Source organism: Pseudomonas corni (genome assembly GCF_057128765.1).
This window is the reverse complement of the sequence record NZ_JBSKHW010000002.1, coordinates 373771-387320: the sequence shown is the minus strand read 5'-3', so window position 1 is coordinate 387320 and position 13550 is coordinate 373771. Positions and strand designations below refer to the sequence as shown.

Genomic DNA, 13550 nt, shown 5'->3' with positions numbered 1-13550 from the left:
AGCAAGCCCAGCAACAACCGGTTTGGCGGCAGTGCTGGATCGTGGCACGATGTCGGGGTTATCGACCGAGGCCTTTTTTCCATGCCGCAATCCAAAGCCATCAACCTTTCGCTCATCGCAGCGATCGACTTGGGCTCCAACAGTTTTCACATGGTGGTCGCCAAGGCCAATCAAGGCGAGATACGCATCCTTGAGCGCTTGGGCGAGAAGGTGCAGCTGGCCGCCGGGATCGACGACGAGCGCCAGCTCAGCGAAGAGTCCATGCAGCGAGGGCTTGATTGCCTCAAGCGTTTTGCCCAACTGATCAACGGCATGCCACCGGGCGCCGTGCGAATCGTGGGTACCAACGCCCTGCGTGAGGCCCGCAACCGTGGCGAATTCATTCGCCGCGCCGAAGAAATCCTGGGTCATCCCGTCGAGGTCATCTCCGGCCGTGAAGAAGCGCGTCTGATCTACCTCGGCGTGTCCCACACCCTGGCGGACACCCCAGGCAAACGTCTGGTCGCTGACATTGGCGGCGGCAGTACCGAATTCATCATCGGTCAGCGTTTCGAGCCGTTGCTGCGCGAAAGCCTGCAAATGGGCTGCGTCAGCTTCACTCAGCGCTACTTCAAAGACGGCAAGATCACCCCGGCGCGGTACGCACAGGCCTACACCGCCGCACGCCTGGAGATCATGAGCATCGAGCACGCCTTGCATCGCCTGACCTGGGATGAGGCCATTGGCTCGTCCGGCACCATCCGCGCTATTGGTCTAGCCCTGAAGGCCAACGGCCATGGTGCAGGCGAGGTCAACGCCGAGGGGCTTGCCTGGCTCAAGCGTAAGCTGTTCAAGCTGGGCGAAGTCGACAAGATCGATTTCGACGGGATCAAGCCCGACCGCCGCGCAATCTTCCCGGCGGGGCTTGCCATTCTCGAAGCCATTTTCGATGCTCTTGAACTTCAGCGTATGGACCACTGTGAAGGCGCCCTGCGTGAAGGCGTGCTGTACGACCTGTTGGGCCGTCATCACCACGAAGACGTGCGCGAACGTACCCTCAGCTCGCTGATGGACCGCTACCACGTTGATCTGGAACAGGCCGCCCGCGTCGAAAGCAAGGCGTTGCACGCACTGGAACAAGTCGCCAAGGCGTGGGATCTGGAGGACGACAGTTATCGGGAGTTGTTGAGCTGGGCAGCGAAGGTCCACGAAGTCGGGCTCGACATCGCGCACTATCACTACCACAAGCACGGCGCATACCTGATCGAGCACTCGGATCTGGCAGGTTTTTCACGCGAAGACCAGCAAATGCTCGCGCTGCTGGTGCGCGGCCATCGTCGTAACATTCCCAAGGACAAGTTCGCCGAGTTTGGCGATGAAGGCGTGAAACTGATCCGCCTGTGCGTGCTGCTGCGCTTTGCGATCCTGTTTCACCACATTCGCGGCACCCAAGAGATGCCGCAGCCTGTGCTGACCGCCAATGGCAACAGCCTGGACGTGCTGTTCCCCGATGGCTGGCTGGAAAACAACCAGCTGACTCAGGCCGACTTCGGGCTGGAAGCCGAGTGGCTGACCCGAGTCGGCATCATCCTTACGCTACGCTGACTTACCTGACGATTAGCACCGGATTGCTCAGGCGCTCCAGCAGGGTTGCCTGGGCGCTTCGAGCGTTCTGGTTGCCGGTCGGCGTGCTGCGTATGTAGCGGCCGTCAGACTGCAGCAGCCAGCTGTGGGTGTTATCGGTGAGATACACCTCAAGTTCTTTCTTCACGCGCAGGATCAGCTTCTTGCCCTCAACGGGAAAGCAAGTCTCAACACGTTTATCCAGATTGCGCTCCATCCAGTCGGCACTGGACAGGAACATCTGCTCTTCGCCTCCATTTAGGAAATAGAAGACCCGGGTGTGTTCCAGGAAGCGGCCGATGATCGAGCGCACGTGAATGTTGTGGGACACGCCCGCAATCCCCGGACGCAGGCAGCACATGCCACGCACTACAAGATCGATCTTCACGCCAGACTGACTTGCCTTGTACAGCGCGCGGATGATCTTCGGATCGGTCAGCGAGTTGAATTTGGCGATGATGTGCGCAGGCTTGCCTTCAAGAGCGAACTGCATTTCCCGGGCAATCATGTCGAGCATGCCCTTTTTGAGGGTGAACGGCGCGTGCAGCAGCTTCTTCATGCGCAGCGTTTTGCCCATGCCGATCAATTGACTGAAGAGTTTGCCGACGTCTTCGCACAGCGCGTCGTCGGAAGTCAGCAGGCTGTAGTCGGTGTACAGACGAGCGTTGCCAGCATGGTAGTTGCCCGTGCCCAAGTGCGCGTAACGGACAATTTCGCCGGCTTCGCGTCGCAGGATGAGCATCATCTTGGCGTGAGTCTTGAAACCCACCACGCCGTAGATCACTACCGCACCGGCGGCCTGCAGACGGCTTGCCAGTTGCAGGTTGGACTCTTCATCAAAGCGCGCGCGCAGCTCGATAACAACCGTGACCTCTTTGCCGTTACGCGCCGCATCCACCAGCGCATCGACGATTTCGGAGTTGGCGCCGCTGCGATACAGAGTCTGACGCACGGCCAGCACGTGAGGGTCTTTGGCGGCCTGGCGCAGCAAATCCACGACCGGCGTGAAGGACTCGTACGGATGCAGCAGCAGAATGTCTTGCTTGCTGATCACGTTGAAAATGTTTTCGCTGTTCTGAAGCAGCTTGGGAATCGCCGGGGTGAACGGCAGGTATTGCAGCTCTGGATGACTGTCCAGGCCAGTGATGCTGAACAGCCGCGTCAGGTTGACCGGGCCATTGACCTGATACAGCTCGGTTTCGCTCAGGTTGAATTGCTTGAGCAGGTAATCCGACAGGTGTTTCGGGCAGGTGTCTGCCACTTCCAGACGCACCGCATCGCCGTAACGACGGGAGAACAACTCGCCGCGCAGTGCGCGGGCCAGGTCTTCGACGTCTTCTGAGTCCAGCGCCAGGTCGGCGTTACGGGTCAGGCGGAACTGATAGCAGCCCTTGACCTTCATGCCTTGGAACAGGTCATCAGCGTGGGCGTGAATCATCGACGACAGGAACACGTAGTTGTCGCCCGGGCCACCGACGTCTTCCGGCACTTTGATGATGCGCGGCAACAAGCGCGGTGCCGGGATGATCGCAAGGCCCGAGTCGCGACCAAAGGCGTCGATGCCTTCAAGCTCGACGATGAAGTTCAGGCTCTTGTTTACCAGCAGCGGGAACGGGTGCGTGGGGTCGAGGCCGATCGGGGTGATGATCGGCGCAATTTCGTCACGGAAATAACGACGCACCCAGGCTTTCAGCTTGGTGGTCCAGTAACGGCGACGAATGAAGCGGACCTGATGTTTCTCCAATTCCGGCAACAGGATGTCGTTGAGGATCGCGTACTGGCGGTCGACGTGGCCGTGTACCAGTTCGCTGATGCGGGCGAGCGCCTGGTGCGGCTGCAGGCCGTCGGCACCTGCCTGCTCGCGGGCGAAAGTGATCTGTTTCTTGAGGCCTGCGACACGAATTTCGAAGAACTCGTCCAGATTGCTGGAAAAGATCAGCAAAAATTTCAAGCGCTCAAGCAGGGGATAGGACTCATCGAGCGCCTGCTCCAACACGCGAATGTTGAATTGCAGTTGGGACAACTCGCGATGGATGTAGAGGCTGCTGTCATCCAGATTCGGGATGATGATGGCGGGCGTCGCCGGATGATGAGGCTCGAAGGCCGGTACGACTTCAATCGTCGGTTCGACCACGGGCACTGTCTCCTGGGCGTCGACTTCGACGGCGGCTTCGGTGAGTCCTTCGGTATTCATGAATGATCCTGTGAGGCTACTGCCCTTTTAACAGTTGGGCTGCGCGTACGGCGAAATAAGTTGGAATGCCGTGTGCGCCAGCGCGTTGAAAAGCGGTGAGGGGCGCAAAATCGTACCCTCGCTCAGCCACCCATTCTGAATCGCGGCCATGTGCATTGCCCTTAACCGCTGATCGGTTCGCGACAGTCGGTCGCAGGGCAGGCCATAACGATGAAGACGCCACGCTTGATGCGTCAGTCACGCGACTAGCCAATTGCTTGCTCTTGGTCGACAGTCGAGTGAGGCATTCAGTGGCTAAGGCCTGTCGGGATACATTAAACCCGCGCCGGCGGGCAAGCGCGACAGTTATAGGCTGCGATTATGACCACCGTGTGACAGTCTTGGTTGCCACCGGGCGTCGAGACATGGCCATCACTTCTGAACGATTTATCCGTCTACCTCGTAGGAAACTTTAACGCCGAGACACATTTGCACACTTTCCTGAATGTCGTGGGCGAGTTAGGCTGCGCGTTCATTTCGCCAGCACCCACATGATGCTCCAGCAATTTCTACAAGAATTCGGCTACTTCGCCCTCTTCCTCGGGACCTTCTTTGAAGGTGAGACCATTTTGGTGCTCGCTGGATTCCTTGCGTTCCGCGGATACATGGACATCAAGCTTGTGGTAGTCGTAGCGTTCTTCGGCAGCTACGCCGGCGATCAGCTCTGGTACTTCATGGGGCGCAAGCATGGCCGCAAACTGTTGGCGCGCAAACCGCGATGGCAACTGATGGGCGACCGTGCGCTGGAGCACATTCGGCGTCACCCGGACATCTGGGTTCTGAGCTTCAGATTCGTCTATGGGCTGCGCACTGTCATGCCAGTTGCGATCGGTCTTTCGGGCTACCCGCCGGGCCGTTACTTATTGCTCAACGGCATTGGCGCGGCGGTGTGGGCCGCTGCGCTAGGTACTGCGGCCTACCACTTTGGTGCGGTGCTCGAAGGCTTGTTGGGCAACGTCAAGAAATACGAACTGTGGGTCCTCGGCGCGTTGTTGCTGCTGGGCGCAGGCCTGTGGCTGCGTCGTCGCCTGAAGAACGCGCGCATCGCCAGACAAGCCAAGCTCGCCGTACCGGCTGTGATCGAAGTCAAAGATCGTCCGGACGAATAAACTGCCCCCTTGCGCGGTTTTCCCTAGTCAGCATCCCGTCTAAAGAATGAACACCCTGCTGTTGTCGCGATCCATGTAAATAAGATTCTGCGTGTGGCTGCCATTTGACTCTATCGTTAAAGCTGGCGCTTTCAGGTTGCACACCACACGCCATGGAAATCGACTGACCGGCGCGCTCATCTGCCTTCGGCGCGCCAACGAAAGGGAGCACACAGCATGACCAAAAAAGTAGCTGTCATTCTTTCTGGCTGTGGCGTCCACGACGGCGCGGAAATCCAGGAAAGCGTGCTCACCCTGCTGCGGCTCGATCAACGCGGAGCGCAAGTGAAGTGCTTCGCGCCCAACATCACGCAGCACCACGTCATCAACCATCTCAACGGCGAAGAAATGCCTGAGACGCGCAACGTGCTCATCGAGTCGGCGCGCATCGTGCGCGGCGCCATTGAAGACATCCGCGAAGCCGATATCACCGAGTTCGACGCGCTGATCATTCCCGGCGGTTTCGGTGCAGCGAAGAACCTGTCGAACTTCGCCGCTGAAGGTTCGGGCTGCAAGGTGCAGGCGGAAGTATTGGCGATGGCCGAAGCGTTTGCCGAAGCGGGCAAGCCAATCGGGTTGATCTGCGTGTCGCCTGCGCTGGCGGCGAAAATCTATGGTCCCGGCGTGACCTGCACCATCGGTAACGACCCTGAGACAGCGGCGCATATCACCCGAATGGGCGGCAAGCACGAAGATTGCGACGTCACTGATATCGTCGAAGACAAGGCGCGCAAATTAATTAGTACACCGGCCTACATGGTTGCCAAGTCAATCAGTGAGGCCGCGTCGGGGATCAACAAGCTGGTGGATCGCGTGCTTGAGTTGACCCACGAGAACGACGCGTAAAGCCGATATTGCCCGGGCATTGTCAGGCGGGTTCAACCTTCAGAATGGCGCCATCCTGACTCACCACCCGCACCAGACTGCCAGCCGGTGCATCCGGGCCAATTACCATCCACACGCCGTCGTTGACTTTGATCTTGCCGCGTCCGGCGGTGATCGCGTCGTGAACCGTGAACGTGCGGCCGATAAGCTCTTGGCCGCGCATGTTCAAACCTGGTTGATCCGATTGCCGGATCACCACCCGTTGCCGACGCCACCAGTACACGGCGGTCAGCACCGAGAGCACGGCAAATAGCAAAAACTGCAGCTCCCACGACATGCCTGGAAGAATGTAGGTGAGAATACCGACAGCGGCCGCCGCCACGCCGATCCACAGTAGATAACCGCCAGCGCCGAATACTTCGAGAATCAGCAGAACGGTGCCCAGTGCCAGCCAGTCCCAGAACGACAGGGTTTGCAGATAATAGAGCATGCTCGCCCCCTCAGACTTTCTTGGTTGGCGCAGGCGGCGGCGTGCCGAACGTGGCTTTGACTATTTCGCCGATGCCACCCACAGCGCCGATCACCTGACTGGCTTCCAGCGGCATGAGGATCACTTTGCTGTTGTTCGCCGATGCGAGCTGGCCCAGCGCGTCGATGTATTTCTGAGCGACGAAATAATTGATCGCCTGCACGTTGCCGGTGGCGATAGCTTCGGATACCACTTGGGTTGCCCGGGCTTCCGCTTCCGCTTGTCGTTCGCGTGCTTCGGACTCTAGGAACGCAGCCTGACGACCACCTTCGGCCTCTAGAATCTGCGCTTGTTTCTTGCCCTCGGCCGTGAGGATGGCGGATGCGCGCAGGCCTTCGGCTTCGAGAATTTGCGCGCGCTTGATCCGCTCGGCTTTCATCTGGCCGCTCATGGCTGCCATCAAATCTGCTGGTGGACTGATGTCCTTGATTTCGATCCGCGTGATCTTGATGCCCCAAGGTGCGGTGGCTTCATCAACGGTGCGCAGCAGCTTTTCGTTGATGTTGTCGCGCTGGCTGAGCATGGCATCCAGCTCCATCGAGCCGAGCACGGTGCGGATGTTGGTCTGCAACAGGTTGCGCAGCGCGTGTTCCAGATTGTTGATCTCGTACGCGGCCTGGGCGGTGTTGACCACCTGGAAGAAGCACACCGCATCGATCTGCACGGTTGCGTTATCGGCGGTGATGACCTCTTGGGGTGGTATGTCGAGGACGCTTTCCATGACATTGATCTTGCGACCAATGCGGTCCATGACGGGCACGATGATGTTCAGCCCCGGTTTGAGCGTGTTGGTGTATCGCCCAAAGCGCTCAACCGTCCATTGGTAGCCCTGCGGCACCACTTTGAAGCCCATGAACACAATGGCGATCGCCAGCGCGACAAACAGTAAAACCACACTACCGATTTGCATAACCTTTCCCTGTTGGTTGTTGAATGGGGTCATTCAGCGCGAGCATCAGGCGCCGATCAGGTCGACCTGACATGCTGCGATTTTGTGGGAGCGGACCTGTCCGCGAAGAGGCCGATGCATCCTTCCGATATCTACCGCCTGACGCTCAGCCTTCGCGGACGGGTCCGCTCCCACGTTGGAGTTCACGCGCGTTCACTACCGCTGCTCGCTCTGCGGCGTTACGCGCAGTACTTCTTCAAGCGTAGTCAAACCGGCTGCGACTTTCTGAGCGCCGGACAGGCGCAGGCTGCGCATTCCTTCTTTGAAGGCCTGACGACGCAGGCCCGTGAGGTCCAGGTCCGCGACGATCTGCGATTTCACCGCATCCGACAACACCATGATCTCGTACACCCCCGCGCGTCCCCGGTAGCCTGTTTCGCGACACTCAGCGCAGCCCACCGCCTTATGCGCTCCGGTTGGAACGGGCGCTTGCCACGGCCTTGTCAGGGTCTGCCAGTCGGCCTCGTCCAGCTCTATCGGCGCCTTGCAGTGGGGACACAATGTGCGCACCAGCCGTTGCGCCATCACCCCAAGAATCGTGGCTTTGAGCAAATAATGCGGCACCCCCAACTCCAACAGCCGGCTGATCGCGCTGGGCGCGTCGTTGGTGTGTAGTGTCGACAGCACCAAGTGGCCGGTGAGCGCTGCCTGGATCGCCATTTCGGCGGTCTCCAGATCACGAATTTCGCCAATCATGATGATGTCCGGATCTTGCCGCATCAGTGCGCGAACGCCGCTGGCAAACGTCAGATCAATGTTGTGCTGGACCTGCATCTGATTGAACGCGGGCTCGACCATCTCGATCGGGTCTTCGATGGTGCAGAGATTGACTTCTGACGTCGCGAGCTTCTTCAAGGTGGTGTAAAGCGTGGTGGTCTTGCCGGAACCGGTCGGCCCGGTGACCAGAATGATGCCGTTGGGCTGGCGAGTCATGTCCTGCCAGCGGCGCAGGTCATCATTGGAAAAACCCAGTTGATCGAAGTCCTTGAGCAGCACTTCCGGGTCGAAAATACGCATGACCATTTTTTCGCCGAATGCCGTCGGCAACGTGGATAAACGCAATTCGACTTCGCCACCGTCGGGCGTCTTGGTCTTGACTCGGCCGTCCTGGGGTTTGCGCTTTTCCGCCACGTTCATCCGACCCAGGCTTTTCAGGCGACTGACGATCGCCATGTTCACCTGAGATGGGAATTGGTAAACGTTGTGCAGCACGCCATCAATGCGAAACCGAACCATGCCCTGATCACGGCGAGGTTCGATGTGTATATCGCTGGCGCGTTGCTGGAAAGCGTACTGAAACAGCCAGTCGACGATGTTGACGATGTGAGCATCGTTGGCGTCGGGCTCCTGGTCGCTGGCGCCAAGCTTGAGCAGTTGCTCGAAGTTACCCAGGTTGGTCAGTTTCTGATCAGTTGCGTTGGCGCCGCTGACAGACTTGGCCAGCCGATAGAACTCGACGGCCAGGCGCTGGATGTCTACGGGGTTCGCCACGACGCGTTTGATGGGCAGCTTCAGCACGTGAGTCAGGTCTGCTTCCCACGCGCTGACGTGGGGCTGCGCGCTGGCAATGGTCACTGCATCGCGGTCTACGTTAACCGCCAGAATCTTGTGGCGTTGAGCAAAGGCGTATGACATCAGCGGGGTTACGGCGGCGACGTTGATCTTTAGCGGGTCAATGCGCAGGTATGGCTGACCGACCTGTTCGGCCAGCCATGCGGTCAGGGTTTCCAGGTCGAGCTTTCTACCGGGACGTCGAAGGTTTTCGAATTGCTGGGTCGCGATGAATTCCAGCGGGTGGATGCTGGCGTTTTGTGCGCTGCGGCGAATGGTCAGCGCCTGCTCGGCGCTGTCCTGATCCAGAAATCCCTGTGTAACGAGGTCACGCAACAGATCGTTCAGATCCAGCCAGCGGTCCTGAGATGATGAGGCGAGGACGGACATGCAGGCTCCTTTGGACGAGACGGCTTACTTCGGTAAGCAAGAGTAGTCCCAAGCGTGCCAGTTGTTGCGTCCGACGTGTGAGTAAGCGTTGCCAATATTTTTCTTCGCTAATCCAGTGGCTCAACCCGCCGCGAGTGACATTGGCTCCGGCAGCGACTGCAAGTCGTAGATCGATTCAAGCTCGACTGAGCAAACACTGATCAAACTGCGCATCTTTTCACCAATGACTTGCGCGCGATGCCACGTCAACTCACCCACCTGAGCCTCGATCATGAGCAGACCGTCTTGCTGCAACACGCTGACTTGCTGCGGGATCAAATACTGCATCGCGAAAAGGTTGAGCACCCGACATAGCAGGTCAGGCTCAGCTTCGGCCAGAATTTGATAGCGGGCGCGACAATGCGCGTTATCGGCGGACCAGGCATCCGGACGCAGCGGGGCACAGTGGACGGCTTCGAGATGAGACATGCGGGACGCTCCTTTTTTACCTGCGAATGGCGGGTGACCTCAATGAGAGAAATATTTACACGCAGGAAAAGAAATTTCTGGTCGGAGATCCATTGAATTAGACTAGATTTGACTTGTTAATGTGCATATAGCTTGTTTCGAGAATTATTTATGCAAATCGAGCTAGACGGGTACGATCGCAAGATTCTCGCGCTGTTGCAGGAGGACGCTTCACTGTCCAGCGCGCAGATCGCCGAGCAGGTGGGATTATCGCAGTCGCCGTGCTGGCGGCGGATTCAACGCTTGAAGGATGAGGGGGTAATTCGGCGTCAGGTGACACTGCTGGACCGAAAGAAAATCGGCCTGAACACGCAGATCTTCGCCGAAGTGAAACTCAACGCCCACGGCCGCTCAAACTTCACTGAGTTCACTGAAGCAATTCGCGGATTTCCCGAAGTGCTGGAGTGCTACGTGTTGATGGGGTCGGTGGATTTTTTGTTGAGAATCGTCACGCCGGACATTGAGGCGTATGAGCGCTTCTTCTTCGAAAAACTGTCGCTGGTGCCGGGGATACAGGAAGTGAATTCAACCGTGGCGCTGTCGGAGATCAAATCGACCACCAGCCTGCCGATTGACCGGTAGTCCGCCGCGCGGACTACCTCAGAAGCATCGCGAGCAAGCTCCCTCCCACAGTTCATGCGTCACCTTTTGGTCGATCAGTGCCGCTGTTGATTCTGGCCGCAGGCCGTAGGAGTCCAGCTTGCTGACGATCTGCCGGGCACCGGCAGTAAATGCGGTAAATGCGATAAGTGCGGGGTATCGGCCGAGTCGGCGGCGCCGGGTTTTGCGACCGGTGCCCGGTCGATCGCCTGCAAGCAAGGCTCCTACGCCTTCGGCAGAAGCGGACTTGATCCGTCATTAGAAGAACGTCCCTGCTGGTAAAGGTAGGGCGCAGAACCTGTAGAGGCATCGCGAGCAAGCTCCCTCTCACAGTGTTTCGGTTGGCGAAAATTATTCGCCGGACAGAAACCCGTGGGAGGGAGCTTGCTCGCGATGCGGTGAAGCAGGCGCAGGAGTTTTACCGAATTACATCTTCAGCAGCGTTTTCCATGAGCGGCTTTGCAGCACGACGATGGTTTGCTGCATGCGGGCATCAAGGATTTCATCGGTGATGTCCAGGTGCGCCAGTTGCTCCAGCTTGTTCAGCTCGCCGTACAGTCGATCCAGCTCCGGCAAATCCAACGCCGAGCGGGCGTAGTGCAGCCAGACTTGAATACGCTCGATGCGCGGCAATTGCTCCGCCAGATCTTCCGGCTGCTGCTGATAGCGCGCCAGATTCAGCGCGGTCGCCTCGTCGGCAAGGAAGCGTGCGACCCAGCTTTCAACCATCGCAGCGCCCTGACGATTGCCACGGTTGTTGCGCTCAAGCGTCCAGCTTCGTGCCATCAACCAGCGCGAGGTGTTCAGGGAGAACTGGCCCCAGCGTGGATCTTCCAGTTCTTCAATGAACTGCTCATGGGCGGCGGCACGGACATCGGCGTCTTCCTGACCGGCTTGTACCAGCGTGCGCCAGTCTTCGATCAAGGCGTCCAGCGCGGCACGCAGGTTATGAGTGGTCGAGCGTGGTGCGGCCTGACCAAGGCTGCCGGCCAATGCGCGCAGTTCGGCGAGCACTTCGACCCATTCCTGCAAAAGGCTCCAGTGACCGTTGAAACGATATTGCTCGGCCAGACGCTGGCTGCTGCCCAGCAAGAACCAGGCGATGGCGTTGAACGCCTCGTCCAGCGCCAGTTCGGCCGGGATCTCTGGCGTAGGCAATTTCACTGTGTAGCTGCTGGCGTCCGACAGGCGATAGCCGCGCTCGGCTTTGCTGATGTCACACGGCATCAGCGCGAGCTTTTCGGCCAGCTCGGCAGCCAATTCCAGCAGTGCCGCGGGCTCGCCTTCACGCAGCTCCAGCTCCAGCTCGCAGATTTCTTCTTCCTGCTTGCCGACGATGACTTTGCCCAGGTCCAGCGCGGCTTCGATCACGACCTTTGATTTGCCACGGCCCCAGGCGATTTCGGCTTTTTCGCGGACGAAATCGGTAGTGAACACCGGCTTGATGGTCTTTTTGTCCAGATCCGCCAATTGCTCGGGCCAGCATTCGCCGTCGAGTTTCTTCAGGTCCAGCTTGGCTTTGGGCAGATCCCAGTTGTACTCGTTGCGCTCAGACAGGCCCGCAACGCTTTGGCCGCGGGTCTTGAGGGTCTGGATGATCGCGTCACCATCACGGCGCAGGCGCAGCGCGACTTTGGCTTGAGCCAGTTCGCGCTCTGGGGTGTCGAAATATTGGTTGAACAGCTCAAGACGCTCCCAACCGCTTTTGTTGCGTTTCTTGAGCAACGGGTGCTCGCGCAGCGCGATGAGGGTTTCGCGGCTGACGCGGAGTTTGATTTCTGTTTCTTTCTGCATGGCCGGAGAATCCAAGCGCTGATCGCTGATAAACGGGGGGCGCAGCCGGGTTCGACACAGCTGCAACGGCCGAGCAGTGTACAGGACATCACCCGTGACAGTTTATTCCCGGACGCCAATCACCCTATGATGGGTCGCGTGTCTTCACCGTTTTGAGGAAGTGCCCATGCCGTTGCCATCCATGAAAGACCAGTTCGCGGCCTTGATCGCTGCGCCTTCGGTGAGCTGCACTCAGCCAGCGCTGGATCAATCCAACCGGCCCGTCATCGATCTTCTGGCCGGCTGGTTGGGGGATTTGGGTTTCATCTGCGATATCCAGCAAGTGCTGCCCGGCAAATTCAATCTACTGGCGACCTACGGCACCGGCCCCGGCGGCCTTGTATTGGCAGGTCACAGCGACACCGTTCCGTATGACGATGCGTTGTGGAAGACCGACCCACTCAAATTGACGGAAGTGGACGGCAGTTGGGTAGGACTCGGCAGCTGCGACATGAAAGGCTTTTTCGCCCTGATCATCGAAGCCGTGCGCGACTTGATCGACCAGCCGTTTAAACAGCCGCTGATCATTCTCGCTACGTGTGACGAAGAGAGCTCAATGTCGGGCGCGAAGGCTCTGGCCGCAGCAGGCAAGCCTTTGGGCCGTGCAGCGGTAATCGGCGAACCGACAGGCTTGAAGCCGATCCGGCTGCACAAAGGCGTGATGATGGAGCGCATCGAGATTTTGGGGCGCAGCGGCCATTCCTCGGACCCCAGCCTGGGACACAGCGCCCTCGAAGCGATGTACGACGCCATCGGTGAGCTAAAAGGGTTGCGCGCGCAGTGGCAGACGCAATTTCGCAATCCGCAGTTCAGCGTGCCGCAGCCAACGATGAATTTCGGCTGTATTCATGGCGGCGACAACCCAAACAGGATCTGCGGGCAATGCTCGCTGGAGTTTGACCTACGGCCATTGCCGGGGATGGATCCGGAAATGTTACGCGCTGCCATCCGGCAAAAGCTTCAGCCGCTGGCCGAAATGCATCAGGTGCAGATCAACTACGCGCCGCTGTTTTCCGAAGTGTCGCCGTTCGAAGAAAGCGCCGATGCGGAACTGGTGCGTGTTGCCGAGCGTCTGACCGGTCATACGGCCCAAGCAGTGGCATTTGGTACCGAAGCGCCTTATCTTCAGCGCCTCGGCTGCGAAACCATCGTGTTAGGCCCTGGCGACATCGCTTGCGCTCACCAACCCGGTGAATACCTTGAAATGTCACGCTTGCAGCCTACAGTGCGTTTGCTTCGCCAATTGATCGAACATTATTGCCTGACGCCTGCCCGGTGAGTCAGGCGCTACCTAGAAGGAGAGTGCGCGTGTTGCCAAGCCTGTTCCGACGATAAAGCTCATGTGGCTTTGAGTTTTTTCTACCCCTCGTCCCTCTTTTTACA

The 13550-nt window shown here is 58.6% G+C and carries 11 protein-coding genes and 1 pseudogene; 5 read left to right on the top strand and 7 right to left on the bottom strand.

Annotation, left to right across the window (positions count from 1 at the left end; translation table 11 throughout):
* The first annotated feature begins 81 nt into the window (after nt 1–81).
* Nucleotides 82–1584: an exopolyphosphatase gene (gene ppx, locus ACWKV9_RS05415; RefSeq protein WP_483835392.1), complete on the top strand. Its 1503-nt coding sequence runs from the start codon at nt 82–84 to the stop codon at nt 1582–1584.
* 1 nt (nt 1585) lies between these two features.
* Here ppx and ppk1 read toward each other — a convergent pair whose 3' ends face one another.
* A complete protein-coding gene (ppk1, locus tag ACWKV9_RS05410; protein ID WP_483835059.1) occupies nt 1586–3796 on the bottom strand; it encodes a polyphosphate kinase 1 in 2211 nt (736 codons plus the stop codon).
* Between the two features lie 16 nt (nt 3797–3812).
* A pseudogene (locus ACWKV9_RS05405) lies at nt 3813–3955 on the bottom strand (porphobilinogen synthase); the annotation flags it as partial.
* A gap of 371 nt (nt 3956–4326) precedes the next feature.
* On the opposite strand from ACWKV9_RS05405, the gene ACWKV9_RS05400 reads away from it, so the two are divergent.
* Both ACWKV9_RS05400 and elbB read left to right on the top strand, forming a co-directional pair.
* Nucleotides 4327–4944 carry a DedA family protein gene (locus tag ACWKV9_RS05400; protein ID WP_483835058.1) on the top strand — a complete coding sequence of 206 codons (618 nt, stop codon included), beginning with the start codon at nt 4327–4329 and terminating at the stop codon, nt 4942–4944.
* Nucleotides 4945–5160: 216 nt separating this feature from the next.
* Nucleotides 5161–5829, top strand: a complete 669-nt coding sequence (elbB, locus tag ACWKV9_RS05395; RefSeq protein WP_483835057.1) for an isoprenoid biosynthesis glyoxalase ElbB — start codon at nt 5161–5163, stop codon at nt 5827–5829.
* Between the two features lie 22 nt (nt 5830–5851).
* Here elbB and ACWKV9_RS05390 read toward each other — a convergent pair whose 3' ends face one another.
* The 4 genes from ACWKV9_RS05390 to ACWKV9_RS05375 form a co-directional block, all read right to left on the bottom strand.
* Complete coding sequence (locus ACWKV9_RS05390; RefSeq protein ID WP_483835056.1) at nt 5852–6298, bottom strand: NfeD family protein; 447 nt, start codon at nt 6296–6298, stop codon at nt 5852–5854.
* Nucleotides 6299–6308: 10 nt separating this feature from the next.
* A complete protein-coding gene (locus ACWKV9_RS05385) occupies nt 6309–7247 on the bottom strand; it encodes an SPFH domain-containing protein (RefSeq protein ID WP_483835055.1) in 939 nt (312 codons plus the stop codon).
* Between the two features lie 195 nt (nt 7248–7442).
* The gene (gene tfpB, locus ACWKV9_RS05380; RefSeq protein ID WP_483835054.1) at nt 7443–9227 is read right to left on the bottom strand and encodes a type IV pilus assembly ATPase TfpB; all 1785 of its coding nucleotides are present in this window, start codon (nt 9225–9227) and stop codon (nt 7443–7445) included.
* Nucleotides 9228–9347: 120 nt separating this feature from the next.
* Nucleotides 9348–9695 carry a hypothetical protein gene (locus tag ACWKV9_RS05375; protein ID WP_483835053.1) on the bottom strand — a complete coding sequence of 116 codons (348 nt, stop codon included), beginning with the start codon at nt 9693–9695 and terminating at the stop codon, nt 9348–9350.
* A 150-nt stretch (nt 9696–9845) separates the two neighbouring features.
* On the opposite strand from ACWKV9_RS05375, the gene ACWKV9_RS05370 reads away from it, so the two are divergent.
* A complete protein-coding gene (locus tag ACWKV9_RS05370) occupies nt 9846–10316 on the top strand; it encodes an Lrp/AsnC family transcriptional regulator (protein WP_483835052.1) in 471 nt (156 codons plus the stop codon).
* Nucleotides 10317–10760: 444 nt separating this feature from the next.
* On the opposite strand, the gene ACWKV9_RS05365 is transcribed toward ACWKV9_RS05370, so the two are convergent.
* On the bottom strand, nt 10761–12128 hold the full coding sequence (locus ACWKV9_RS05365; RefSeq protein WP_483835051.1) for a CYTH domain-containing protein: 1368 nt from the start codon (nt 12126–12128) through the stop codon (nt 10761–10763).
* 166 nt (nt 12129–12294) lie between these two features.
* Between ACWKV9_RS05365 and argE the strand changes: the two genes are divergently transcribed.
* Nucleotides 12295–13446 (top strand): acetylornithine deacetylase, encoded by a 1152-nt coding sequence (gene argE / locus ACWKV9_RS05360; protein WP_483835050.1) that lies wholly within the window; start codon nt 12295–12297, stop codon nt 13444–13446.
* Nucleotides 13447–13550 lie beyond the last annotated feature (104 nt).

Excerpts from the sequence above, each read along its gene's own strand:
- elbB (WP_483835057.1), top strand. The coding sequence starts at position 5,161 with ATGACCAAAAAAGTAGCTGTCATTCTTTCTGGCTGTGGCGTCCACGAC.
- ACWKV9_RS05400 (WP_483835058.1), top strand. The coding sequence starts at position 4,327 with ATGATGCTCCAGCAATTTCTACAAGAATTCGGCTACTTCGCCCTCTTC.
- argE (WP_483835050.1), top strand. The coding sequence starts at position 12,295 with ATGCCGTTGCCATCCATGAAAGACCAGTTCGCGGCCTTGATCGCTGCG.
- ACWKV9_RS05390 (WP_483835056.1), bottom strand. The coding sequence starts at position 6,298 with ATGCTCTATTATCTGCAAACCCTGTCGTTCTGGGACTGGCTGGCACTG.
- ACWKV9_RS05375 (WP_483835053.1), bottom strand. The coding sequence starts at position 9,695 with ATGTCTCATCTCGAAGCCGTCCACTGTGCCCCGCTGCGTCCGGATGCC.
- ACWKV9_RS05370 (WP_483835052.1), top strand. The coding sequence starts at position 9,846 with ATGCAAATCGAGCTAGACGGGTACGATCGCAAGATTCTCGCGCTGTTG.
- tfpB (WP_483835054.1), bottom strand. The coding sequence starts at position 9,227 with ATGTCCGTCCTCGCCTCATCATCTCAGGACCGCTGGCTGGATCTGAAC.
- ppx (WP_483835392.1), top strand. The coding sequence starts at position 82 with ATGCCGCAATCCAAAGCCATCAACCTTTCGCTCATCGCAGCGATCGAC.
- ACWKV9_RS05385 (WP_483835055.1), bottom strand. The coding sequence starts at position 7,247 with ATGCAAATCGGTAGTGTGGTTTTACTGTTTGTCGCGCTGGCGATCGCC.
- ppk1 (WP_483835059.1), bottom strand. The coding sequence starts at position 3,796 with ATGAATACCGAAGGACTCACCGAAGCCGCCGTCGAAGTCGACGCCCAG.
- ACWKV9_RS05365 (WP_483835051.1), bottom strand. The coding sequence starts at position 12,128 with ATGCAGAAAGAAACAGAAATCAAACTCCGCGTCAGCCGCGAAACCCTC.